This window comes from Weissella coleopterorum (assembly GCF_011304355.1).
GTDB lineage: Bacteria > Bacillota > Bacilli > Lactobacillales > Lactobacillaceae > Weissella > Weissella coleopterorum.
This window is the reverse complement of record NZ_CP049888.1, coordinates 856,201-882,127: the sequence shown is the minus strand read 5'-3', so window position 1 is coordinate 882,127 and position 25,927 is coordinate 856,201. Positions and strand designations below refer to the sequence as shown.

General features: G+C 35.7%; 26 protein-coding genes. All 26 read right to left on the bottom strand.

Features of this window, described 5'->3' with window-relative positions; genetic code table 11:
* Positions 1 to 14: 14 nt before the first annotated feature.
* The 26 genes from G7084_RS04585 to G7084_RS04465 all read right to left on the bottom strand — a co-directional run bounded on the left by G7084_RS04585 (position 15) and on the right by G7084_RS04465 (position 25,896).
* Complete coding sequence (locus tag G7084_RS04585) at positions 15 to 1,742, bottom strand: phospho-sugar mutase (protein ID WP_166010461.1); 1,728 nt, start codon at positions 1,740 to 1,742, stop codon at positions 15 to 17.
* 160 nt (positions 1,743 to 1,902) lie between these two features.
* Positions 1,903 to 3,585, bottom strand: a complete 1,683-nt coding sequence (locus G7084_RS04580; protein ID WP_166010459.1) for a DAK2 domain-containing protein — start codon at positions 3,583 to 3,585, stop codon at positions 1,903 to 1,905.
* Between the two features lie 27 nt (positions 3,586 to 3,612).
* A complete protein-coding gene (locus tag G7084_RS04575) occupies positions 3,613 to 3,975 on the bottom strand; it encodes an Asp23/Gls24 family envelope stress response protein (RefSeq protein ID WP_006845516.1) in 363 nt (120 codons plus the stop codon).
* A 213-nt stretch (positions 3,976 to 4,188) separates the two neighbouring features.
* Positions 4,189 to 4,389, bottom strand: coding sequence for a 50S ribosomal protein L28 (gene rpmB, locus G7084_RS04570; protein WP_006845517.1), 201 nt, complete (start codon positions 4,387 to 4,389; stop codon positions 4,189 to 4,191).
* Positions 4,390 to 4,519: 130 nt separating this feature from the next.
* A complete protein-coding gene (locus tag G7084_RS04565) occupies positions 4,520 to 5,188 on the bottom strand; it encodes a thiamine diphosphokinase (RefSeq protein ID WP_166010457.1) in 669 nt (222 codons plus the stop codon).
* A 24-nt stretch (positions 5,189 to 5,212) separates the two neighbouring features.
* The gene (gene rpe / locus G7084_RS04560; protein ID WP_166010455.1) at positions 5,213 to 5,869 is read right to left on the bottom strand and encodes a ribulose-phosphate 3-epimerase; all 657 of its coding nucleotides are present in this window, start codon (positions 5,867 to 5,869) and stop codon (positions 5,213 to 5,215) included.
* A 74-nt stretch (positions 5,870 to 5,943) separates the two neighbouring features.
* Positions 5,944 to 6,858 carry a ribosome small subunit-dependent GTPase A gene (gene rsgA, locus G7084_RS04555; protein WP_166010453.1) on the bottom strand — a complete coding sequence of 305 codons (915 nt, stop codon included), beginning with the start codon at positions 6,856 to 6,858 and terminating at the stop codon, positions 5,944 to 5,946.
* Between the two features lie 173 nt (positions 6,859 to 7,031).
* The gene (gene pknB / locus G7084_RS04550) at positions 7,032 to 8,969 is read right to left on the bottom strand and encodes a Stk1 family PASTA domain-containing Ser/Thr kinase (protein WP_166010451.1); all 1,938 of its coding nucleotides are present in this window, start codon (positions 8,967 to 8,969) and stop codon (positions 7,032 to 7,034) included.
* On the bottom strand, positions 8,969 to 9,712 hold the full coding sequence (locus G7084_RS04545) for a Stp1/IreP family PP2C-type Ser/Thr phosphatase (RefSeq protein ID WP_166010449.1): 744 nt from the start codon (positions 9,710 to 9,712) through the stop codon (positions 8,969 to 8,971). Before G7084_RS04545 ends, pknB begins: the two co-directional genes overlap by 1 nt.
* A 41-nt stretch (positions 9,713 to 9,753) precedes the next feature.
* Positions 9,754 to 11,112: a 16S rRNA (cytosine(967)-C(5))-methyltransferase RsmB gene (gene rsmB, locus G7084_RS04540; protein WP_166010446.1), complete on the bottom strand. Its 1,359-nt coding sequence runs from the start codon at positions 11,110 to 11,112 to the stop codon at positions 9,754 to 9,756.
* Positions 11,105 to 12,064, bottom strand: a complete 960-nt coding sequence (gene fmt, locus G7084_RS04535; RefSeq protein ID WP_166010444.1) for a methionyl-tRNA formyltransferase — start codon at positions 12,062 to 12,064, stop codon at positions 11,105 to 11,107. Before fmt ends, rsmB begins: the two co-directional genes overlap by 8 nt.
* A gap of 12 nt (positions 12,065 to 12,076) precedes the next feature.
* Positions 12,077 to 14,497 (bottom strand): primosomal protein N', encoded by a 2,421-nt coding sequence (gene priA, locus G7084_RS04530; protein WP_166010442.1) that lies wholly within the window; start codon positions 14,495 to 14,497, stop codon positions 12,077 to 12,079.
* Positions 14,498 to 14,667: 170 nt separating this feature from the next.
* The gene (locus tag G7084_RS04525) at positions 14,668 to 15,852 is read right to left on the bottom strand and encodes an acetate/propionate family kinase (RefSeq protein ID WP_166010440.1); all 1,185 of its coding nucleotides are present in this window, start codon (positions 15,850 to 15,852) and stop codon (positions 14,668 to 14,670) included.
* Positions 15,853 to 15,952: 100 nt separating this feature from the next.
* On the bottom strand, positions 15,953 to 16,951 hold the full coding sequence (locus G7084_RS04520) for a class I SAM-dependent methyltransferase (protein ID WP_166010438.1): 999 nt from the start codon (positions 16,949 to 16,951) through the stop codon (positions 15,953 to 15,955).
* A 51-nt stretch (positions 16,952 to 17,002) separates the two neighbouring features.
* Complete coding sequence (locus G7084_RS04515) at positions 17,003 to 17,209, bottom strand: hypothetical protein (protein WP_166008876.1); 207 nt, start codon at positions 17,207 to 17,209, stop codon at positions 17,003 to 17,005.
* 20 nt (positions 17,210 to 17,229) lie between these two features.
* A complete protein-coding gene (locus tag G7084_RS04510; RefSeq protein WP_166010436.1) occupies positions 17,230 to 17,718 on the bottom strand; it encodes a prepilin-type N-terminal cleavage/methylation domain-containing protein in 489 nt (162 codons plus the stop codon).
* A 308-nt stretch (positions 17,719 to 18,026) separates the two neighbouring features.
* Entirely contained in the window at positions 18,027 to 18,293 is a 267-nt protein-coding gene (locus G7084_RS08250) for a prepilin-type N-terminal cleavage/methylation domain-containing protein (RefSeq protein ID WP_246163736.1), read from the bottom strand.
* Positions 18,294 to 18,301: 8 nt separating this feature from the next.
* Positions 18,302 to 18,616 carry a competence type IV pilus major pilin ComGC gene (locus G7084_RS04500; protein ID WP_166010434.1) on the bottom strand — a complete coding sequence of 105 codons (315 nt, stop codon included), beginning with the start codon at positions 18,614 to 18,616 and terminating at the stop codon, positions 18,302 to 18,304.
* Positions 18,610 to 19,617 carry a type II secretion system F family protein gene (locus tag G7084_RS04495; RefSeq protein ID WP_246163734.1) on the bottom strand — a complete coding sequence of 336 codons (1,008 nt, stop codon included), beginning with the start codon at positions 19,615 to 19,617 and terminating at the stop codon, positions 18,610 to 18,612. Before G7084_RS04495 ends, G7084_RS04500 begins: the two co-directional genes overlap by 7 nt.
* Positions 19,607 to 20,500 carry a competence type IV pilus ATPase ComGA gene (comGA, locus tag G7084_RS04490; protein ID WP_166010430.1) on the bottom strand — a complete coding sequence of 298 codons (894 nt, stop codon included), beginning with the start codon at positions 20,498 to 20,500 and terminating at the stop codon, positions 19,607 to 19,609. The genes G7084_RS04495 and comGA overlap by 11 nt, the downstream gene beginning before the upstream one ends.
* Before the next feature lie 146 nt (positions 20,501 to 20,646).
* Positions 20,647 to 20,844: a hypothetical protein gene (locus G7084_RS04485; RefSeq protein WP_166010428.1), complete on the bottom strand. Its 198-nt coding sequence runs from the start codon at positions 20,842 to 20,844 to the stop codon at positions 20,647 to 20,649.
* Between the two features lie 24 nt (positions 20,845 to 20,868).
* The gene (locus G7084_RS08350; RefSeq protein WP_281346928.1) at positions 20,869 to 21,000 is read right to left on the bottom strand and encodes a hypothetical protein; all 132 of its coding nucleotides are present in this window, start codon (positions 20,998 to 21,000) and stop codon (positions 20,869 to 20,871) included.
* A gap of 152 nt (positions 21,001 to 21,152) precedes the next feature.
* Complete coding sequence (locus G7084_RS04480; RefSeq protein ID WP_166010426.1) at positions 21,153 to 21,629, bottom strand: hypothetical protein; 477 nt, start codon at positions 21,627 to 21,629, stop codon at positions 21,153 to 21,155.
* 116 nt (positions 21,630 to 21,745) lie between these two features.
* Entirely contained in the window at positions 21,746 to 22,312 is a 567-nt protein-coding gene (locus G7084_RS04475; protein ID WP_166010424.1) for a hypothetical protein, read from the bottom strand.
* A 9-nt stretch (positions 22,313 to 22,321) separates the two neighbouring features.
* The gene (locus tag G7084_RS04470; protein ID WP_166010422.1) at positions 22,322 to 25,234 is read right to left on the bottom strand and encodes a hypothetical protein; all 2,913 of its coding nucleotides are present in this window, start codon (positions 25,232 to 25,234) and stop codon (positions 22,322 to 22,324) included.
* On the bottom strand, positions 25,231 to 25,896 hold the full coding sequence (locus G7084_RS04465; RefSeq protein WP_166010420.1) for a S8 family serine peptidase: 666 nt from the start codon (positions 25,894 to 25,896) through the stop codon (positions 25,231 to 25,233). Before G7084_RS04465 ends, G7084_RS04470 begins: the two co-directional genes overlap by 4 nt.
* Positions 25,897 to 25,927 lie beyond the last annotated feature (31 nt).

The window sequence follows — 25,927 nt, the reverse complement described above, 5'->3', positions numbered from 1 at the left end:
ATATAAGCTCGTAATTAATTATTTAAGTATGATTCAATGGTTGTTTGAATCGCAACCAACTGAGTGCGAGCCAGTTCACTGGTTGCCCCTTTGGTCCCGACATAAAACTTGATCTTAGGTTCGGTTCCAGAAGGTCGCACTGCTACCCATGAACCATCAGAAAGCCAGTATTTCAAAACTTCAGCTGCTGGAAGTTTAATTTCATGAACTGTACCAGATACCATATCTGTATCTGTTCCAGCCGCAAAGTCTTCAATTCTAACAACATCTAATGCACCAAAGGATGTTGGAACCTCTTTTCTAAATTTAGCAATCAATTGTTCAATTTGTGCCTTTCCATCTATTCCGGTAAATGTTAAAGCCTTGGTATCTTCAATGAAATAACCAAATTGTTCAAATAATTCTTGTACCCCATCATAAACGGTTTTACCAATTGACTTATAGTAAGCTGCAACTTCTGCCATCAAAACCGTTGCCTGTACGGAATCTTTATCCCGCACAAACGGCTTTACCAAGTATCCATAAGATTCTTCAAAACCAAATAAGAAGGTGTGATCATGATTTAACTCATAATTTTTAATTTGTTCTGCAATATATTTAAAACCAGTTAATACGTTAATGGTTTTGATCCCGAAACTAGCCGCGATATCAGCTGCAAATTCAGATGAAACAATTGACTTAACTAAAACACCATTATCTGGCAAAAGATTAGCCGCCTTTTGCGCTGTAAGGATATAGTTCATCATAACAGCTCCAATTTGATTCCCAGTCAACATCACGTATTCGCCAGAAGGTTGCCGAACCGCAGTCCCCATCCGGTCAGCGTCTGGATCAACTGCAATGACCACGTCTGCATCTTCTTGATTCGCTAATTCAATTCCCATAGATAACGCCTTAGGATCTTCGGGGTTAGGCAATTCAACCGTTGGAAAATCACCATTTGGTTCTTTTTGTTCCGGTACCATGACAACATTTTTAAAACCTGCATTTTCGAGTGCTTGTCCCGTAATTAAACCCCCCGTTCCATGTAATGGTGAATAGACTAATTTCATTTCTTTGCCCACTGTATCAATCAACTCTTGATTAATTGATACAGTTTTGATGTTCTTAAGATAGGCTTGGTCTAATTCAACACCCAAATTTTGATATAATTTTTGTTTTTTTAATGTATCCAAATCGGCTACGGGCACATTGAACATATCAACTTGGCGAATTGCATCTGTAATAATATCTGATTCTTTCGGCGGCATTTGTCCACCATCCTCGCCGTAAATCTTATATCCATTATAATTTTTCGGATTGTGTGATGCTGTGATCATAATTCCCGCGTACGCATTTAAATGGCGAACCGCAAACGATAATTCTGGCGTTGGACGTAATTGTTCAAATACAAAGGCTTTAATGCCATGTGCTCCTAGTACACGACCTGCTTCCTTAGCAAATTCACTAGAATAATGTCTTGAATCATAAGAAATCGCAACTCCACGATTTTTTAATGCGCTATCTTCAAAAGAATCAATTAAGCGTGCTAAACCTTCTGTCGCTTGTCGGACAGTATAGATGTTCATTCGATTAATTCCAGCACCTAAAATCCCACGCATTCCAGCGGTTCCAAAACTTAATGGTGTATAAAAAGCATCCTCGCGTTCACCATCATTTTGCATATTTTTCAAATCAGCTTTTAAATCAGCCGAAAGATCTGCTTTCTCTAACCAGATATTGTAAGTTTTTTTCCAACTCATTTTATTTCTCCTAATTATAATTTTAACTTTTAAATTGCTTTCATTATATCACAGCCCATTTCGCACCACTATCTTGACATCATTAATTTCACTAAAACTACAACTTTTAAATAAAAAATGCATTACTCAAGAGCAATGCAAGATTATAGGGAAAATATTATTATTCAACAGCTAAATAAATTGGATAAAGTGGTTGATCTCCAGCTTGAATTTCAACTTCCATCTCATCATCCAATTTTTCAATGAATGTAGCTAATTTTTGAGCGTCTGATTCTGTTGCGTCCGCTCCATAAATAATCGTCACAATTTCATCATCTTCATCTAGCATTTTTTCAACTAACTTTTGTGCCGCCATTTGAATATCGCCTTCTGGTTCGGCAATCACAATAGTTCCATCCAAGAGACCAATTGCATCTCCAACATGAATTTCTAATCCGCCAATCGTAGTATCACGTACAGATGTAGTGACCGAACCAGATTTAACATCATTGATGGCCATTGTCATGTTTTGGGCATTATCGGTCAATTCTGCATCTGGATTAAAGCCTACTAATAATGCCGTCAATCCTTGCTGGACGGTCCGCGTTTTAATAATTTCAACAGGAATATCTAACATCGACTTAGCTTGATCGGCCGCCATAAAGATATTTGAATCATTTGGCAAAACCAAGGCTTGCTTAGCTCCGCTCGCTTGAATTGCTGAAACAATATCAGCCGTTGAAGGCGCTTGAGTACTATCAATAATTACATTAGCACCCGATGACTTAAATAGATTTTGTACACCTGATCCTGCTGCAATTCCGATGACAGCCAAGTCAACTTGAATTGCTTCATCATTTTGAGCATCCTTGGTTTGTTGGGCAGCTACTGACGCCTCTTCTTGTTGATAACGCATGTTATCAACTTTAGTTTTACGCAATGATCCATATTTTAGTCCCCATTCAAAAACTTTACCTGGGTGTTCAGTATGAATATGCACTTTAACAACTTCTTCATCATTGATGACTAACAATGAATCACCTAGCTCGGCTAAATAAGCATAAAATTGATCATAATCAAAATCAGTATCGTACGTCGTCCCCACTGATAGATCAACCATCATTTCAGTACAATAACCAAATTCAATGCTTTCAGGATTCAATTCACCTTGAACCCCCGCGTTATGCAATTCTTTAATCATCGCCTCTAACCCAGCATTATCAACCGCATCATGCTTAATTTCTTGGCCAGACAAAACTGCATAAAAAGCTTCTAAGACAATAACTAAACCTTGTCCTCCTGAATCGACCACTCCAACTTCTTTTAAAACGGGAAGTAAGTCAGGGGTAGTCGCTAGCGCCGTTTCCGCTGCATCATAGGCAGCCTTAGCTACCATAACTGCATCATCCGATTGTTTTGCAGCTTGGTTTGCGGCCGCAGCTGCTTCACGAATTACTGTTAAGATAGTTCCCTCGGTTGGCTTCATTACAGCTTTATAAGCCGTTTCTGCTCCACCCATTAAACCGTCAGCCAGCGTTCGAGCCGTCAAAACATCTTCATCTTTAACAGCATTGGCAAAACCTCTAAAAATTTGCGACAAAATAACTCCGGAATTACCACGAGCACCCATCAACAAACCCTTTGAAGTAGCCTTTGCTAATGCACCCAAGCGAAGATCAATTTCATCACGCTCATATTCCGCACCAGAAGCCATTGACAAGGTCATATTTGTTCCCGTGTCTCCATCCGGAACTGGGAAAACATTTAATTTATTAATTTTTTCTGCGTTGTCTTGTAAAGCATTGGCCGCAGCGTTGATCATTTTACCAAATTCAACGTTAGTAATTTCTGTTACAACTTCCACAATTTCAAATCCTCCGAAATAACCTGATTATTCACCCAAAATACGAACGCCTTGGACAATCACATTGACTTCATCGGCGATAATTCCCAACATACTACTTAAATCATTCTTCACACGTGCCTGTACACTTTTTGAAATTTCTGAAATTTTCATACCATAGCCTACAATCACGTAAACATCCACTGCAATCCCAGTTTCGGTCTCACGAACAACTACGCCTTTAGCATAGTTGTCCCCACTCAAAGCTTGGTTAATTCCATCACGTAAAGGATTTTGGCTGGCCATTCCAACCACGCCATAATTATCAGTAGCCGCACCACCAACAATTTTAGCAATTACGTCGTTTTCAATTTGAACAGTTCCTTGTTCGGTTTGAATCTTTACTGCCATATCTAAACCCCCCTTGTAAAATCCATAATTAATATTTTATCACAGAATTTAAGACAGCTCTATCAATTGTCACTAAATTCAATGTTTACCCTATTTTAACGCAAGTGTCTAAAAATGTGTAAATTATATTATCAATTCCTTTATTCTTCTAAATAAATTTAAGTAAAGAAAAAGCTATCTAATTAAATTAGATAGCCATAATCTATTTGAATATTAAACACGTTCGATTGAACCGTTCTTCAACCCAGCCTTCAAAGTACGGGCTGATAAGTAAACTTTCTTAGGTGCTGCTCCGTTAATTTTAACGGTTACCTTTTGCAAGTTTGGCTTCCAGCTACGACGGCTTGAGTTAAGGGCGTGTGAACGTTGGTTTCCGAAGCGCGTACGCTTTCCGTTGACTGCATCAACTGCCATGGTGTGACCCTCCCATCTTAAGCTCTTTATTTCAGTGCTTTAATTTACTTAAATAATCTTATCAAAGCCCGCAACAATATGCAAGCACTTTGTGTAAAGTAATATTACTTTACATCATTTTAGCGATGAATTAATTAGCATCCTTCGATTGAATCACCGCTATCATACCAGTTTTAAACGAAAAATGATTTTTTTGACCAATAAATTCATTAGATCCCCAAATTGTAACCGGACCTTCCCAGTCATTCAATGGATATTTTTCATCAATTAAGGTCAAACCCTTCACTGGCGTAATGGCAGCAAAGCCTAAATATTGCATCCCCGGTTGTTTGGTAATTGTGTATGCGCCAGGTAAATAAAAATCAATTACATTACTCTTATCAATTAACCGACTATGTGTTGCGATGGACCTTAAATACGGTTTAGCAAACATAAAAATATTATTGAGCAAATGATCCAAACGCCCGCCTGTAGCACCATAAATCTCAATCATTTGTGGTTGATAACGCCGCTCAACCTCTTGTAAAATGGCCTCGGTGTCGGTTTGAATTTGATCTTCTTTGTTAATCAAGCTTGGTAACCCATGCACAAAATCCGAACGCTTTTCGACGTGAATCGAATCTAGATCACCTAACGTTAAAATCGGCGTTATCCCCATCTTCATAAGGTACAAAGCTCCTCGATCAGCAGCAACCCATGGACCGGTTATTTTTCCTTGGTGTAGAGCAGCGGGCCATTCAGATTGGGGACCTCCCACTAATAATCGAATGAGCGTTCTATTTACGCTAGTTTCTGGCATAAAGGCACCTCTTTTTGGTTAACGCTACTTAGTGACTTCTTTCAAACGCTCAATCTTAGCAGCAGGATCAACTTTATCATAGACATATGATCCAGCCACCGCAACTGTTGCGCCTGCCTCGTAAGCTAATTTAGTAGTCTCATCATTGGCTCCACCATCAATTTCAATATCGTAGTGATAGCCATTTTGTGCCTTCAGTTCAGCTAACTCAGTAATCTTTGCTAAGGTTTCAGGCAAGAACTTTTGTCCCCCAAAACCTGGATTAACGGTCATAACCAACACTTGATCAACCATGTGCAAGATTGGTTCAATCACCGTAACTGAAGTAGCTGGATTAATCACTACTTCTGACTTGATACCATGATCATTGATTTGTTGTAATGCCCGGTGTAGATGTTGAGTAGCTTCATAATGAACTCCTAAAATATCTGCGCCTGCGTCAACAAAAGCATCAATATAGCGTTCTGGTTGTTCCACCATTAGATGCACATCCAAAACCATATTTGTCTTAGGCTTCAATGCCTTAACCCAACCTGGACCATATGATATTGATGGTACAAACATACCATCCATCACATCAATATGTAGGTATTCTGCACCTGCATCTTCGACGAGCTTTACATCACGCTCTAAGTTTAAATAATCTGCGGCTAAAATTGATGGTGCTACTTTAATTGACATAATATCCCCATTTCCTTGTTTAATCTGAACTTAATTCAAATTATTTAAAATTAATTTAAACCTTTTCGGCAAAATCAATGTTTTTTATCATGTTTATTATATACCGGGCGACGGCCTTCAATCAAATCATAAAACAATTTATAGTTATCATATCTTGATTGCATTATTTCACCAGCCGTTACTGCAACCTTAACAGCACAGTCTGGTTCATTTAAATGAACACAGCCCCGAAATCGACAATTACGAGCGTAATAATTGATTTCACGAAAATATTTTGTAAGATCCCGAGCTTCCATTTTAAAGACTTCAAAGGTTGAAAAACCAGGTGTATCAGCCACCCAACCCTGCCCCATCGCAACTAAGCTTACCTGTCTAGTTGTATGTTTTCCTCGACTTAGCGCTTGTGAGACTTCTCCGGTGGCCAAAGCTAATGTTGGATCTAAATGATTCAATAGTGTTGACTTACCAGCCCCAGTTTGTCCCATCACGACACTTAAGCCCTGATTTAAAATTTCTCGTAAACTAGTTAAACTTGGCTTATCAAACGCAGATTGTGGCAAAATAACCTGATATCCTGCTAAACGGTAACCCGTTACAATTTCTGACAAAGCATCAAATTCTATTGCCGTCAACAAATCCGTCTTCGTAAAATAAATAATGGGTTCGATTCCGTCCTCCTCCAAGGCGACCAACTGCCGATCTAATAGATTTGTCGAAAAATTAGGTAATTTAACGGCAGTCACTAAAATAGCTTGATCGACATTAGCAACTGGTGGTCGCACAAGACCATTTTTTCGGGCATCGATCTTAAGTAAGTACCCATCTTGATCCGCATCAGCCGAAAATTCTACAAAATCTCCCACTAATGGTGTCAAACCTTTTTTTCTGAAATTGCCACGTGCCCGCGTGCGCATCATCTTGCCATCATCGGTTAATACATCATAAAATCCAGCTAATGATAGATGAATCTGTCCATGATAATTGGTCATTCAATTGCCTCAAATTTCTATAAAATTATTATTATCTAATTTTATCGTACTAATGATCGAAACACCATCATAAAAGCTTTAAAGAATATTTACTAATTAAAATTAGCAAAAAAGACTGGACTGATCATTTGATCTATCCAATCTTTTTAAGTTTGCACCCAATTTAATTAAGCTTAATTGGACGAACTGCTCTCATGACCACTTGAACTATTACCGGTTCCAGTTGAAACGCCCACCGTTAGCGTATCCCCCTTTTTGATGCTTCCACCAGCTGAAATATCTTGACTAGTAATAACGCCCTTATCTTCTGTCGACGTTACATCATTCTTTGGTTGAACTTTGACTCCATTGCTACTAGCCCAGCTCTTAACATCGTCTAAACTTTTACCAACAAAATTAGGGACGGAAATTGGTGTTGCACCCGTCGAAATAGTGACTGTAACAACTGTGCCGTCTTTAATTTTGGTTCCAGCTTTAATTGATTGTGAAATCACTTTATTCTCATCAACTGAATCTGAAGCTTGTTGCGCGAAGGAAACAATCACACCTTCTTTATTAGCCAATTTTTGAGCATCATTTTGACTTAAGTTGCTAAAATCAGGTACCACTAACGATTTTTGTCCTCGCGATACCGTGAAGGTTACCGTAGTATTAGATGGATCGACCTTGGATTCAGCCGCGACATCTTGTTCAATAATATAACCGGCTGGGACATCTGAATTATACTGGCGAACCACTTTGACGCTATACCCTTTGGTTCGGAGTTGCTGTGCTACTTTAGAATACTTCTCACCCGTATAGTCACCAAAACGCACCATCTTAACCCCAGTAGAGATATAAAGGCTAACCTTACCACCTTTTTCTATTTTTTGACCTGCCTTGGGGTTCGTTTTAATCACAAAACCCTTCTTTACCGTCTTACTATTCACATAATAGACTTTGCCAACCGTTAGTCCATCTTGTTTAAGTGATTGGCGAGCAGCGCTTTCAGTATCCCCAGTGAAGTCAGAAATCGTCACTTTATCAGGAATTAACCCAACAACTAAAAACAGTGCTAAGACACCAGCTAAAATAATTGCAGCCCAGGTTGCAATTCGTCTTTTTCTACTCCACGTTTTTAAGCCGGATTGTTCTTTATTTTGTCCCGGCTTGCTTTTTCTTGAAACTGGTTCTGCTGCTACATCAGACTGATTAGCAACTGTTCCAACCACATCACTTGGAATAATCTTAGTGACCGTTGTTGTCTGATCTGCTTGATTATTTAAATTCAAACGGGGTTCGTTTAAACGTTCAGTAGACATTACATTCGATAAATCTTGTCGCATTTCATTCACTGAACTATAACGATCCATAGAATTTTTCTGGGTGGCTCGTAAAATTACATTTTCAAGCGCTTGTGGGATTCGAGGATCAATATCTCGCACAAATGGCATTGGTTCCGTCGAGTGCATTAAAGCAACGCTAACTGCTTCTTGTGCATCAAAGGGAACTTTGCCAACTAACATTTCGTATAGAATAATTCCTAATGCATAAATATCGCTACGAGTAGTTGCCATCCCGCCTTTAACTTGTTCTGGGGACATATAGTGAATAGAACCAATCGCGACATCCGTCTTAGTCAATCCGAGACTAGATTGTGCTAAGGCGATCCCAAAATCTGTAATTTTAGCCCGTCCACTTTCATCAATTAAAATATTTTGTGGCTTCAAATCACGATGAACAATATTATGGCTATGGGCCATTGCCACACCCGCTAATACATCATCCATAATTTCTAATGTTCGCGTAATAGTCAAAGGGTGGTGGCTAGCAATATAGCGTTTTAGATCCTCCCCCTTCACATACTCACTCACTAAAAACTGTAACTGATCTGATTCACCGAAATCATAAACTTGAATAATATTTGGATGAACTAATTCGGTTGATGCGGCTATTTCATTTTCAAAACGTTGTCGGATAGTGCTATTATCACGCATATCTAACCGAAGTAATTTAACTGAAACATCTCGGTTCAAAAATTGATCATGAGCCCGATAGACATTTGCCATTCCACCTTCGCCTAAAGGCTCAATAATTTGATATCGATCGGCAATTAATTCATTAACTCGCATTAGTATCCCCCATCTCCTTCCTGCATACCCAAGAGTACCGTCACATTATCAGGCGTTCCCTTTTGATTAGCTATAGCAATTAAATGTGCCACCGCTGTAGAAATATTATCACTTTCTTGGATGATTTGAACTATTTCATAGTCTGAAAGTGCTTTTCCTAATCCATCTGTGGTAAGTAAGAGAAGATCTCCTTCTTCTATTTTCATATCCTGAATATCTGGTTTCGCCTCAGTATTGACCCCTAATTGTCGGGTAATCATATTTCGACCTGGATGTTCCTTTGCCTCTTCTGAAGTAATAGCGCCTCGACGCAATAATTCACTGGCCAAATTATGATCTTGTGTCAACTGCAAGATACTATCACGTCGTAATAGATAGGCTCTTGAATCGCCTAAGTTTGATATTACCAAAGAACTTGGCAGAATAACTGCTATAACCAACGTCGTCGCCATGCCTTTTAATGTCTTATATCGATTAGCAGTCGTCAAAATATTCTTATTTTCTTGAAGCGTCTGCTCTAACAGCCACGCCTTAGCTGCACTAGGGGTATCAATTTGAGTCATGAGCCAATCATTACCAAAATGTGAAACAGCCATGGTAGCGGCAACATCTCCAGCATTCTGGCCACCAACGCCATCCGCAACGATCGCTAATTGAACTCCACGTTGATTCACAAAAACATCAACATAATCTTGATTATCAGCACGAACAGTTCCACGATCCGTTGCAAAAGCGATTTTCATAACTTGGCCTCTCCTCTAATTTCTTCCAATATAAATTAATATTACTGTTTTTTGTGCAACGTCGCAACGAAAAATCCATCCGACTCAAAATCATCAGGAAAAATTTGCATTGTCAAACGCTCATTTTGAGTAAGTGGTCCCTGGGTTGCAACCAACTCATAATCAGAGTTTTGAGCTAAAAACTCTTTTACAACAGCATCATTTTCGATCTCTAAAATTGTACAAGTACCATAAACCAAATAACCGTCTTTTTTTAATTTAGGCGCGACGGCGTTTAAAATATCAAGTTGAATTTGATGTAATTTAATACTATCAGCGTAACTTTTTTCGTAACGAATTTCCGGTTTACGACGCAATAGTCCAAATCCTGAACAAGGGGCATCAACTAAAATCGCATCAAAATAATTATCCGCAAAACGCGTATCAACTTTACGAGCATCTAGTTCCTGAGCGTGTACTCGTTCAGAAACGTGCAGTCTCTTAGCATTTTCTTCGATTAATTTAATTTTGTGGGGATGAATATCTAAGGCTTCAACTACTCCCCCTTTTTCAGCGCTTAAATAACTAGCAATTTGTGTTGTTTTTCCGCCTGGAGCCGCAGCAGCATCCAGTACTTTCATCTCAGGTGTCAGCTGCAGATTGGGTACCATCAACATCGCTGATTCATCTTGCAATGTCAGTAGTCCATCTGAAAAAGCTTTCGATGAAGCTACATGTCCATGATTGAGCCGTAAGGCATCTGCCGTAACCGGCGACTGTTCAACTTCAAATCCCTCGATACGCAAAAGTTCTGTCACCTGTTGAACATTAGTAACGGCCCGATTGATGCGAGCAGACTGTGCAGGTGCACTATTGATCGAATGTACCACCTTTTTCATCTTTTCATCACCAACTTCAAGCGCTAATTGCTTTAACAACCAAGTTGGTAACGAAACTTCAATTGAAAGACGTTCAATTGGATCTTCAAGTGCTTTTATTTCAGGCAATCCCTGTCTTTCCAAGTTATGTAGCACGCCCGTGACATATTTACGAATACCATCATGACCTCTTCGCTTGGCCACTTGAATTGCTTCATCAAAAATCGCATGTTGCGGAATTTTATCTAAATATTGCATTTGATAAACGGAAATCATGAGCAGTTCTTTAACGAATGGATCAACATTTCCCCGCAAAAATGGTTTCAGCCAATATTCCAATGTTAAGCGATGTTGGATTACTCCATAAACAATGGTCGTTAATAAGTGCACGTCTCTTTCTTCTAACTTAGAAGCCTTTACAATTTGATTTAGTTGTAAGTTTGAATAGGCACCATCTTTAACTCGCTCTAAAACTCGAACCGCTAATGCGCGGGCATTACCTTGTTCCCAGCCCGCTATCTGTTTTGAATTTCCTTTACTCATGAGTAATTATTTGTTCTCCTTCGGTAAAATTAGCATGCCCATTTAAATAGGCAGTTACGTTCATTTTAGGCTTACCAGCTGGTTGTAATTCATCAATTGCCAAAACTTTGCCATCACCTGCTACTAACCAGAGATCATGTTTAGTCATTTTAAACACCGTTCCACTCTTCAAATCACTTTTCACGTCAACTAAATGGGATTTTTGAATTTTAGTTCTCTGCCCTTTAATCGTTGTATGAGCAACTGGAAATGGATATAAGCCTCGAATTTGATTAAAAATTGTTCGAGCCGATTTTGAAAAATCCAACACCTCTTCCACTGGTTGAACATTTGGCGAAAAAGTAACTTTGGTAGCATCTTGCGGTTCAGCCACATTGCTTCCATCAATCAAACTAGGAAGTGTTTTTAACAACAAATCACGTCCCAAAACGGATAATTTATCAAATAAAGTTCCCGTATTGTCATCATCAGTAATTTGGATTTTGGCTTGCGCTAATACATCACCTGCATCCATCTCCTTAATCATGTACATAATGGAAACCCCAGTTTCAGTATCACCATTCAGTAAAGCATAGTGAATCGGTGCACCTCCACGATACTTTGGTAACAAAGAAGCATGGACATTAATTGCTCCGATTCGAGCTGCTTGCAATAATTTAGTAGGTAAAAATTGACCATACGCCGCTGTAATCATGATATCTGGGTGTAAATCAATCATCGCTTGTTGTTCCACTGATCCGCTCAATTTAGCTGGTTGAAAAACTGGAATCTGTGCTTCTAGGGCCAACTGTTTGACTGGCGTAGGGGTTAAAACTCGTTTTCGTCCAACCGGTCGATCAGGTTGTGTTAATACAGCAACCACATCGTAAGCTGGATGATCAATTAAAGCTTGTAAGATCCCAACTGAAAATTGAGGTGTTCCCATAAAAATAATTCTGGTTTGATTTTGCATACTGTACTCCTTTTATAAATTTATTGGGTCACGATTAATACTAATTTGAATATTTTTATCAATCATTTTTTGTGCATCAGTAACTAAAGTATTTAATATCTCTTCTAATCCGGTGTCAAATTGATAGCGTAATAAAATTTGATAGATATAACGATTCTTAACTCGGCGAATTGCACCGGGTGCTGGGCCAAAGATCATAGTATCAGAACCGACCTTATCTTTTAACCAATCAACGATTTGATACGAAATTTTAGCGACATCTATTTCATTTGGATGAGTTAACTTAATTTGAATCGCATAGTAATAAGGAGAATACCGCCAATTTTTACGTAAGGCCATTTCTTGTTGATAGAACGACTCATAGTCCTGAGTCTGTGCCAAACGAATCGCATAATGATTTGGATTAAATGTTTGAATCACAACACTTCCCGCCTTATTTGCTCGACCTGCTCGACCCGCTACTTGAGTAATTAACTGGAAAGTTCTCTCACTGGCCCGGTAATCAGGGATCTTTAGTGTTGTATCCGCATTAAGGACGCCTACCAAAGTTACATTTGGGAAATCCAAACCTTTGGCAATCATCTGTGTTCCAATCAATATGTCTGCTTTTTGTGCTCCAAACTCTTCAAGTAAACGGTCAGTGGCACCTTTTCTACGCGTCGTATCATTATCCATTCGAATAATCTTAGCTTGTGGATATAAGGTTTGTAATTGTTCCTCTACTTTTTGAGTCCCTGTTCCAAAAGGCCGAATTCGACTCGATCCACATTCGCTGCATTTGTGAGGAATTGGTTCCATCGCCCCACAAACATGACATTCCATTCGTTGGGTATCTTTATGCATCGTTAAGGCCAAATCACAATTTGGACACATTGGTACATAACCACAATCCCGACACATCATAAAATTAGCATAGCCGCGCCGGTTCAACATTAGGATAACTTGTTCCTTTTTTTCAAGACGATCTTCAATTTCGATTTTCAGCTGAGGTGAAAATATTTCATCACCATTCTGCTTCATAACCTCACTCATATCAATGATTTTTGCCTCTGGTAACGGATTATCTAAGGCTCTTTTTTTCAATCTTAGTAATTGATAAACTTTCTTTTGTGCTCGTGCCCGACTTTCTAACGACGGCGTTGCCGACCCTAAGATTAAAACTGATTGATGGTACTTTGCTCGCCAAGTCGCAATTTCACGTGCGTGATATCGGGGGTTATCATCTTGTTTATATGAACTTTCGTGCTCTTCATCCATGATAATTAAGCCAATATGATTCAACGGCGCAAAAATAGCAGAACGCACTCCAACTACCACATGCACTTCTTGACGTTGAATTCTTCGCCACTCATCATATCGTTCTCCATCAGATAAAGCCGAATGAAGCAATGCAACATCGTCACCAAAACGCCCCTTGACACGGCGTACCATTTGAGGTGTTAACGTTATTTCTGGAACTAAAAACAAAGCTGTTTTACCTGCCGCAATGGTTTGAGCAATGGCTTGCAAGTATATCTCAGTTTTACCAGAACCCGTCACTCCCTCTAATAAGAAGGTTTGCGGTTTTTGTTGCATAAGGGCAGCACTAATTTCCGCAAAAGCATCCTGTTGTTCAGAGTTCAATTCAAGCGCCTGCGTTGATTGAATCTCGCTTGATAACAAAGGCTGTCGATATGTCTCCATCTCAGTTAAAGTAATCCAACCATTCTGATTAGCTAAAGTTATATCTTGTGACGTTAAATTTAGATGCTTTTGTAGATCGCTCACTAACTTCCAATCATTTGTTACATGTTGCATTAAATATGTTAGAAAACGCGCTTTTTTTTGCGCATTTTTCTTCAAATTTTTGCGCATTTGATCGTATTGTTCTGCTGTTAGTAAATTTTTATATTTCTTAACCTTTTTCACCCGGGCCTTGTCCTTTAAATAATAATTAAAGCCCAATGCTTTCAATCCTTGATAATGTTTAATTTTACTAATTAATTCCACTGGAATGGAATCTAAATCAAATGGAATTTCGTCCCGATCAACAAATAAATCTTTTACCTGCTCATCATCAATCAATTTTGAATCAAATAATACCAAGCTTTTCTGATATTTGGCTTTCATCACATTTGGTAACATAGCTTGCAAGATGCTAATCCTAAAATTGAAGTTATGATCAGCAATTTGCGCACTTAATTTTAGTAATTCCGGATTCAAAACCGGTTCCAAGTCCAAAACATTGGTGATTGGTTTTATTTTAGTTGAAACTACTTCTACGGTTGTAACTTCTAAGACAAATCCTTGAATTTGGCGTCCGCCATTACCAAATGGTACTTGAACTCGTACGCCCGGTTGAACTATCAAACGCAAATTTTCTGGAATTTGATATGTCCATGGTTTATTCGTTTGACGTGTTGAAACATCAACAATAATTTTTGCGACATCCATCAATAGCTTCTCCTTCCAAAAAACACACTTCTAATAATTATAGCAGACCAAACTCATTTCGGAACTTAATAAGTTACGTTTTTCGTTATAATTAACCGCGGCTCGAATTTCTAACATAAAAAGAACTCGACACACGTAAAATCGTCCATCAAGTCCTCTTTAAATTTAATTTATTTTTTTAATGATTCAACATCTCGTGCAATCATAATCTCTTCATCTGTTGGGACGATCAAAACTTCTGCCGTTGAACCGTTTGCAGTCAAGATTGTCTCTTCCCCGTAGACATCATTCTTCGATTCATCCATCTTAATTCCCATGAAATTTAACCGCTCAATAATGTGAGAACGTTGTTCTTTAGAATTTTCACCAATTCCACCTGAAAAGACCAAGACATCCAAACCACCCATTTCAACAATATATTGTCCAATGTAGCGTAGAACACGATCTTCCCACATATCAATTGCTAATTTGGCATGTGGATTAGTTTCTGCAACCTCTTTCAAATCGCGCATATCGGAAGAGATAGTTGACACTCCTAATAATCCAGATTTTTTGTTCATAATTTCTAACATCTGCTCATTAGTCAAGCCTTCACGTTCTTGAATATAATTTACCAATGATGGATCAATATCCCCAGTCCGGGTTGCCATCATTACTCCAGCTAAGGGAGTAAATCCCATTGAAGTATCAAATGACTTTCCATCTTTAATCGCAGTTATTGATGATCCCGCTCCCAAATGCAAAGTGATAATTTTTAATGATTCTAATGGCTTATCTAACATTTCAGCCGCACGAGCTGAGATATAACGATGTGAAGTTCCGTGCGCCCCATACTTACGTGCGCCATACTTTGTGTAATATTCATAGGGTAGCCCATATAAATAATTTATCTGTGGCATGGTTTGATGGAAAGCCGTGTCAAAAACAGCTACTGATAAAGCATTTGGAATCAATTTTTGAAAGGTTTGAATTCCAACAATATTAGCTGGTTCGTGAAGTGGCGCATAGTCAATAAGCTTCTCCAATTTTGTCATAACATCATCATCAATGATGACTGAATGATTATACCATTCACCACCTGCCACGACACGATGACCAACACCAGTGATTTCTTGAATATCAGCAATGACACCATGTTGCTTAAATTGTTCAAGCATGTAAGCAATTCCTTGCTCATGATTTTTGATGTCTAAGATATTTTCAAATTTTTCCCCATTGAACTTCAATGAAAAAATCGAATCAGATAATCCGATTCGTTCAATCTGTCCTTTTGCGATCACCTTTTCATTTGGCATCTCAATTAATTGAAACTTCAAAGATGAAGATCCTGCATTGATTGCTATTGTCTTCGCCATTCTTAAACATCTCCTTTTTTGTGCGCATTTCATCAAAGTTAATAATAACTCCATATAGAATATATCTTACCATGAAAAACATGATCTAGGGTTGCTAATTCTAAATCCCACTTTTCCAATTCTGAACTTCTTCAATAAACTTTTTGTTTGCTAGTTCATCCCCAATTTCAGGAATTTGCGCTAACAAAACTGGCTCGGCTTGTCGATTTATTCCATCGTGTTTTTGTAAAATAATCAGCTCTTTACCAACAACCCCTTTTTTAAATAATTTGTGAGGGAATTTCATAATTGCTTGTAGTAATATTTCCTCACTTTGTAATAATCTCAAAAGATCGGAACCCTGTTCGGTTTCCAAAATGTTTTCTGGTACCAATAATAGGGCTGTTCCACCCGGTTTTAGCACATTAACTGCTTTTTCTATCAACAAATGGTGCACATAACTTAATTGATTATTATCTTTGGCCTTCACTATGTAGGCAGAGTCAACCGACTTCGGATACATCCCGACTGGTAAATCTCCGACAACTATCTGATACTGTTCAGTAAAATCAAAATTAACAGCATCTTTTAATTTAAGTTGCCAATCAAGTCCCAAGATCGTATTCACGCCACTGGCTAAAGTCAACATTGTGTCATCATTATCAATTCCAGTAACTTTAATTGGTATTTCAGAATTCACTACTTGTTGAATTGTAGCACTTAAGTTTCCTGAACCAATGCTAATATCTAAAAGAGATAATTCTTTACTATCAGTATTTTTAAATTGCTCTACAAAATAAGCCACCCACATCCCAATTCCATCAGGTGTTATTTGATAATTTGCCTGTAATCGATCCTCCATCAATGTTCCAACTAAAACCAATTGTAGAACTTGACGTTTATCAGCACTACTCATTTTTTCTAAATTCAACTTATTAATATTAGATGTCCACGACATCACTAGATTTTGATCTAGAGCATTTAAATCATCACTTTCCTCGCCTAATATTATTGAAAAAACTTCAATCAATGCTTCCACGGCTGAAATATCCATTTGATCGCTTATTTTATTTCGAGTTAATTGTAGTACATTAACTGCCTGTTCAATTTCTTCAAACATGCATTCACCCCTAAGAATTTAATATTAAATATAAATTTCAGTTTAGTCATTTTATGACTTTTTAGCAAGCAGGGATTCATTTTCATTCGTTCTATTAATTAATTTTTTATATTTTTTTATTTCACGCTCTAAGTGTTTATTTTGCTCAATAATGACTTCATATTGTCTTTTTTCTATTTTTAAATAATGCTGTAACACTGTCATTCCAAATATACTAAACATTAGTATATAGACCGTAATATGTCCTTTTCTTCGCACTTGAAACCTCAACTTATTCACTAATCGTTATTCATATAAATACAACGTTGAAGACTTAAGCAATTATCCTGTCTACCAAGATGTTTTAGATGTTCTAATTCTCTAATGATCATTGAATAATAGTTACTTTTATCAGTTTTGACCATTTTTTCAATATATATTCCCTTACTTAATGGCATATATTCTTTATTACTACCCGTCAAAACTAAGCGTTGATGCCAAATAATTAGCCGATATTCTTTATCGGTTTTCAAAGAATAGAAATAATAGACAGGTCTGTGATCAATTCTCATCTTGGCATCAATCAATTTCAAATTTAACTTTGACTGATTTAAATCTAATATCAATCGGTTTGCTTGATATTGAAAATGACTTTCTCTTTCCGTGGCTTTAAATCGAATAAGTTGATAAATATTTTCAGTCATTAATTGGGCGATAATGCCCAGAATTAATAGTCCCATCATGACTTCCACTAATGAAAATGCATTTCTTTCACTTTTTACGATCATCCCATTGTTCTCGCACTTCTCGTAATTGATATAATAATTTGCTCTGTTCGTCATATAGTCTAATCTTATTTCGTTGATGATGACAAACGAGCATTTGACAATTTATTACCGTGTGCGAAATCAAAACTAATGCCAGCAAGGCATCCAACATTAAAAAACCTTTACGTCGACTTGAGATTAAAATCACCCCATCCCATCGAAAATGATAATTTCTTAAATTCTTTATTTTTTATATTTTGTAAAACAATCGTCCCTGGTTGAACCCACCCGAATGAACCGAAACAGCCCCATAAGCTACCACCCAGTCATCAGGTAAATATATAATTGATTGTATTTTTTTTTTGCACCATAATTGCTCTGTTTTTCTTTTCTTCACAACCTTCAATAATAATTTGTCCAGGTTGTGATATATTTCTAACTCGATCCACTTCAAATTGAAGTTCTTTCTTAAACTTTATCCAATTTTGTTTGGGTACTTTGTTTGCCCCACAGTATGTAAAAGTGCTTAAAATCGTACAGGTTAAAAAAAGCGTTATCATAATCTCAATTAACGTAAAACCGAATCTATTTTTCATTATCACTCTTAACTTTTTATTCTCTTTAATTTACCTTCATGATCAAAACTAAATCCTAATTGATTCATGCGAGTGACTTGTTGATTACTCAAATAATTATCCTTCAACATCTTTTCCTTAGTAACGGGTCGATTTTCAGGATGTTCTATCAAGTATAAATCAACCTGATTCTGAATCGTTTGTTCCATCGTATCAGCTTGGTGCCGATTAGCAATTTCTCTTACTCTATGAATATTTGGAAGAATTAGGACTGTTAATAGACCAACAATGAATAAAACTGTGATAACTTCAATTAACGTAAACCCTTTTCTCTTGCTCACCATCCACTAAAGTCCCCCATTTCAGAATAAATTGGTAATAAAAATTTCAAATATAGCATAATAATCAGACACCCAATACAGCCAAAGCCGATTGGCTGTATTAATAATAATAAACGTTCAATTAGTCTATCTAGCTGATTTTTCTTTAAAAGCGCCAAACGTACAAAATCACATCCAATCATTGCTTGTGTTTTACCGGTCTCAAATAAACATTCTGCTTCTTTAGGTAGAAAAGGCATCTCCCTTAACGCAGATACTAAATCATCACCGCGCATCAAATGTTTTTGCATTTCACCTCCTATTATTTCAATAAAGGGGAGCGTTGTTATCCTATTAATTCGTCGAATAACCGTAGACAAGCTAACACCTGATTTTAGTAAGGTACCCATATGAAACAAAAAATAATATGCCATTAATAGCTTCAATACATCTTTTATGACAGGTATTTTTAAATAAAATGACCAATATTTTATAAAAGTTATTCGTAAAAAATGTCTAGACCCAAGTATACATAAAATAATTAATAATACTCCTAGAATAAGGATAACAAAGGTTGTATATCCGGAAAAATTCAAAAATCGATTAGCTTGATCATGCCAAATATCATTTGAAAAAAAGCAAAATAACGCCAAACCTAATATCAATACTAAAAATAGTAATAACCCGGGGTAGAATAATAACATTTTTAATTTTTGGTAATGAATATACTGGATATATTCCTTTGTTCCTATTTCTTGAATGACCACGCGCATATTGCCATGCAATTGCACGAAACTCAATTGAAAGTTAATTCGAGCAGGGACATAATGCTTGACAGCTTGTTCAAAACTAATTCCATTTTGCATATCGATTAAAATGTTTCCAATAATTCGTTCATTTTTAGGTTGTAGCGTCTGAATAGAATTCAATGCGTTTTGTAAGGAATAACCTGACTTTAACAAATCGCCTAAAGTTTCAAAAAATTGAACTTGATCTTGTCGAGACCAGTTTGCTTTAGTTCTCATTAAACTCCTTCTCATCTAATAATTCTTGCCTATTTAAATATTTTAAATGAGCTTTTTTTTCAGCATTAACTGTTAACATTGTTTGATAGCCCACACCTTTTAATACATGTCTTAGTGCCCAATCGTCAATTCCCAGTTCTCGCATTCGATACCAAACACCTAAACATGAATCTGCATGAACAGTGCTAAGTACCAGATGACCACTCATTCCTGCTTCAACAGCAATCTGTGCGGTTTTCGCATCTCTGATTTCTCCAATAATTAATATTTCCGGGTGATGTCGTAGCGCCAGATTTAATAACTCTTGGTAATTCATATCGGCTAATGTATTGATTTGCAATTGTAAAATTTCATTATCTTCAATTTCGACTGGGTCCTCAATACTAAGTACTAAACGAGTTGCTTTTAATTGTTGAATTGCATAATAGAGAGTGCTGGTTTTCCCTACTCCTGTTCGACCACTTAAAAGAATTAATCCACTTGTTTCTTTGACAGATTCAATCAATTTATAGATCGGTTTCGCGTCTTTAAATTTAATTTCCAAATTACATATCTGATACAAGAAGCGAATTACCATTGATTCTTGTTGTAGAAAATTACCTACGCTTGAAATTCGGCAATTATAATTTGCCCCACCAATTTGATAATTCATTCGACTTAACTGTGGGCGTCGCGTTTCACTGATGTCCATTCCACTACAAAATTTAATATATCTAATCAGCCGTAATCCTAGATCAGTTTCAATTTGCTTCAATCTTTTTAATCCTTGATTCGAAATTATCATAATCCGATACCCCTTACCAGATGGTAAAAGATATAAATCGCTCCCTTTTTCTTGAATTACGTAACCAACTAATTCCTTGAACATATTTTCAATTGTCATATCAGCCTCCTTACACAGTAAGAATCACAAAATTCAAATAATGTTACATTTTATAATTAGACAAAAAAGTCAAATGCACCATACCAGTTCAATTGGCTTTTGATTATTTTCTACATCTTTTAAGTAATATGGTGATTCTGACTAGTTCACCATCTAATATCTAATAAGGCTTCATCCAATTTAATATGCTTACCGTGTAATACATCATCAAATTCCAGATTATCCTGAAAACCATTAGGTAGCTTATCATTAATTCCCCTTTTAATCTTATTTAATAGTTCATTTCCTAATTCAACATTAACTTCTTGCCGGTCATTAATATCTTCAATTGTTAATTCTTGCAAGTCGAGCTCTCCAAACTCATTCTTTTAGTACCAATTATCATAAAATTCTTCACCAACAATTTCTTGAACATCTTTCGGATCATTGGCTAAGGATTCTTTTACGAATTCCATAGCTGGATCGCTCGCAAACATTGAATTTTCTGAGTGGTAATCCACCATAGCATCCACTACTGCGTTGTACTTGTTATAAATTCCTTATTTATTCATAATTTTATTCTCCATATTCTTTTTTTAAATTATTACAAATTAAAAAAGCCACTTGAAAAGTGACTTACTTGTTTTATTTATTTGTCATAACAATTCGTTAATTAAAAATTTCCATATTTAACAATTTCAAATGATGTACATAATTCTTTACCTTGATTTAATCTAAATTGTTCTTCTCTAGGTAAGTCCGAAAATGAAACTGGTAATTTCTCGAAATTCCCCTTGAGATCATATTCATAAATATCATCATCGAAACGACCACTAATTTTTACATGAAATTCACTTAATTTTTTATTCAAAACTTTCGTATGTAAATAGTTAGTTGATTTAGTTGCCCCAAATTGTTGTGCAAAGTCAGATTTGTAATCAAAAAAATCTGTTGTATTAAATGGAATGATTTGTTGGCTGTATAAATTAGTCTCTCCCTCTTCAACTCCATCGTTTTGAAACATATAAGCAATATCATTACTAATTCTTTCCATTACATTCTCTAAAATGAATGCCACATCATCTTGATTTTTCTCATAAATATTCGGATCAAATCCACTAATATGTAATCCAATAACAAAATTATCCATCTTAAATTTGAATTTTGATTTGGCCTGGTAAATTCTTTTCGGCCATTCAACGGTAAGTATTAAATTATACCTGTAGAATGAAAATATCATATTTTCCCTCAAAAATTTCATAATAATTAAAAATATCCTTTTTTTATAATTTCAAACGAGGTTATTCTTTCACTGCCCGGATTATTATTTGAAAGTTCATCTTCTAAAATTTTTTTATCTGGTGTATTAAATAATTGAGTTACATCTGCAATCAATTCATAGTTATATTTTTCCCCATTAAATTGTCCATAAAACTTAACATGTAAATTTTTTATATTACTATCGCTAATAGTAGCATATAATTGATCTCCATTTGCAGAATCTATTTTAGTATCTTTAGAATTAAAAAAATCTTCAGATGAAAATGGAATTAACTCTTGTTTGTATAAATTATATTCTGCTCTATCTACTCCATCATTTTTTAACATATAAGTAAAATCATTACCAATAAAGTCTATTAATGTTTCTAAAATAACGGCTATATCATCCTGATTTCTTTTATAAGTAATCGGATCAAACCCACCAATTGATTTACCAAAAAAAACGCCTTCACTTTTATATATAAATTTTGATTCCGCTTGAAATTCACGTTTTGGCCATTCTATGATGAATTTTACTTTTTTTGCAAAAAAATTAAATTCCATATTTTCCATGTTATACCTCTATTTAAATGTTACTTTCTTATTATATGGGATATGTCCTTCTGGTGATTTATAATCAACTACTTTTCCATATTTGTTTAATAATCGCCCGTACTCATCATATTTATGGATGTGCTGGTATTTTGTTACTTTATCTGCTGGGTCAATTCTAATTCTAAAACCATCGTTATTATTTTTCTTTAAATCTTTTGCCTGCTTACTATTTGGATCTTTTTTGATAATATCATCAATCCTTTTTTTGGTTGCAGGATCTTTTATATGAACTCTACCATTCATATTATCATAGTTCGGCATGTCCCAGTTCTTTGGCTTCTTTGTCTTTAATTCTTCAGGAGTCATATCTTGAGCGTTTTTTACATAGTCATCTTGATATGCTTTTATTGTGGTATCAAATTTTATTATTAAATCTTGATTTTTACTAAATAAACCTGGTCCTTTAACAATTTCTCTGGCATGACTCAATGGATATGTGGGGAATACTTCTATATGATCATTAACACCAATATGTTTAATAGGTGGTGTTTTGAATAATCCTTTCTTATCTGACTTAACGTTAAATCTTTTACTGTCATAAGAAAAACCAGATCTCCAAGAAACTTCAAGATTTGCCTTTAATGCTGTTGTTTTACCAGATATTACGACATTATCTCCAACCTTAATTGGGTTAATATCTGTCCTAACAAATTTATCTTTATACTTTACGGTCTGTCCTTTTGATACATCATAAATTATACCATTCGACTTATTTAGAAAATCAATTTCATAGGGTACATCACTCTGATATCCATCTGGAAACATTGAATTAAAATTCTTAGTGGAGTATTCACCGACAAGTTCATATACCTTGTCAATTCCTTTTTTAGTATCAGGTAGATCCAAAACCACATTATTATTCCCAATTTTAGTAATCTTTATTATCTTTTCAGATTTGAACGTTGGTGCTTGCTCATCTTGTGGATATTTGTATCTCAAATATACACTAAATTCACCTGTTTTAACTTTAGAATTAACATTGAAAGTGATTTTTTTATTTTTCACATTAATGGTAGGTCGTCCCATTTGAACTGGAAAATCGGTTATTCTCTTTCTGAAATAGTCAGAATCTAAATCACTGTATGGATGCGTGGCTGTATACTCATCACCATGAAAAATTATAGGGGCGGGTTTCCAATTTCTTAGATCATTCATCGCTTTATCCAAAGCTTTCATATTAGCTGCATGATCTTTATTGTTAAACACCCTATTGAACGCTGCATTTGACTCAGCAAGCGCCTTATTCATTTCAGCCATTGCTGAAACCACTTGATTAATATTTTTAATTGCATTATTAGTTCCGTTGTTTAATTTAATAACACCTGCATTCATTTGAGAAAGGCCTGTATTAATTTTAACCATCGAGGAATTCATTTGACTAATGCTGGTATTAATCATACTTACTGCCTTATTCATCTTACTTAAAGTACCATTCAGACGAATAATGTCTTGATTAATTGTTTGTAACTCTTGATTTGTTATTGAAATACCCTTATTCATTCCATTAATTGCAGAATTTATATTAGTAAAAGTTTTCCCAAAGCTATTAAAATTAGCATCTTGAACAGCCTTAAAATTAGCAGCTTCACCTGAGTAACCATAATAAACTGGTGAATTAATTTCTTGTGTGACCGTATTAATGACTTTTTTTACATCTTTATTTGTATTACTTTGTGCACTAAGAGCGGTAATATTCGGATTTCCATACGCCCTCTTTACTCCTTGATATAAAAGATGACCTCCATATCCTATCGCTCCTGCTTGAGATGAAATAGAAAGCCCCGCAGATAGTACAGTGATTGAGGCCGCTGCTGCATCTACTAATAATTCACCTCCCACCGCAATAATTGGTATTAATAACGGTGCAAAGTTTGCTTGTCCATTTTCAAGTGTTGTCGTTTTCTTCACTTTTGTCTTAGGATCAATATAGATAAGTTGTTTTTTATTATTATTTACTTCCAATTTACAGTTGAATTTTTGAAAATTAACTGCTTTTCCATTTTTAACAAGATGAAAATAAAAAGTAACATCAACTCCGTTTTTATTTAGATAAATTTCAGTATATGCAATTTGTCCATTGGATCCTGTTTTAGCTAAAATAATTACTGATCCTTGTTCATATTGTCGTATACCTAATAATTTAGACTTACGACTATCCGCTATCCCAGATATTTTACTGACCACTGTATTCATTTGGGCGTTAGTCGCATTTTTATTATTGATTTGCTTAAAGTCACTCCCAAAATACTTTAATTGTTTATCAGAATCTGTAAACGCGCCAGTTATCGCATAACCCTTTTCATTAAAATGGTATGTCGCATTCCCCACTTTAATCGTACAATTAACCATTTTTTCAGCATTAGAATTATAATATTCTAAATACTTTCCACTTTTATGCAGACCTTTGACGGCTTGGCCGTCAACACCAAAGAAATATATCTTTCCATTGACCGTCGCTGTTTTATTTTGATATCTAATGCCATTTGGTCCATAAAATTCAAATTGAACTTTTCCAAATTTTCTTAATCCCTTAAATAAACTCCCATTTGGATTATAGAAGTAAACATCATTCCCTTTCTTCACATAACCAGTTTGCTTTGTGGCAGAAAAAATTTGTTTTGTATTATAATTTTCACTTTCAGTTTTTGTATCTGATGTAATATTTTCATCATTATGTGCGGTTTCTTCCACAACTTCACTAGAACTATCAGTCGATTCATCATCTTTTACTGAACTAGTTATATTTTTATCAGACATCTGGGTATTCGATAGATTATTATCAACTTCTATCGCTTTAGCCACATCAGATATTGGGACTACCATCACACCCGTTAAAACAGTCATTATCATTAATGCTTGTTTCAATTTAGAATATTTCATTTATCTAAGTACTCCTTTTTTACACTTCTTTTACTTTCCTTCATATCAATAATTCGCTTAATAATCATATTTGTGATCTTTGGAGTAGAAAAAGAAGTCCCTTTTAATGTTTTTCCCTGATAAGACTCATTCTCACCATTGGCATTTGCCTCTAAACCTTCATCAGGAGAAAAATCGGAATAACGACTATTTACCTTACTCCCAACCGCAATCACTCCGTTTAATCTTGCTGGATAATTTGGTTTTCCTGGTCCCCCATTTCCAGCTGCCGCTACGATTATTATATTTTTGCGAATTAATTGTTCAACTTTAGTTTGTACATTTTCATTTTTAAGAATGGAACTCAACGATAGATTAATAATATCAACATGATCTTTTTCAGCAGCACTAAGTGCCTTTAATAAATCTTCTTCATCAAATGAAAAATCGTCATCTAAGATTGAATACGAAAAATACTGAACCTTTTTAGAATTCACATTTCGCCTCAAAATATTAAAGACACTATTAGCATGAAATTCTGTCTCACTACTACCCTGTTTAATGATTCTTTCGTGTGTTTTAAAATTTGTAACTCTACCATCAATGATCGCCACTCGTAATGTGTTTTTTTTCACATTTGAAAAACAAAAAATACCAATCAAAAAAATAAAAATAATAGTCATAACTAAATAGAACTTTCGTTTTTCTTTTCAA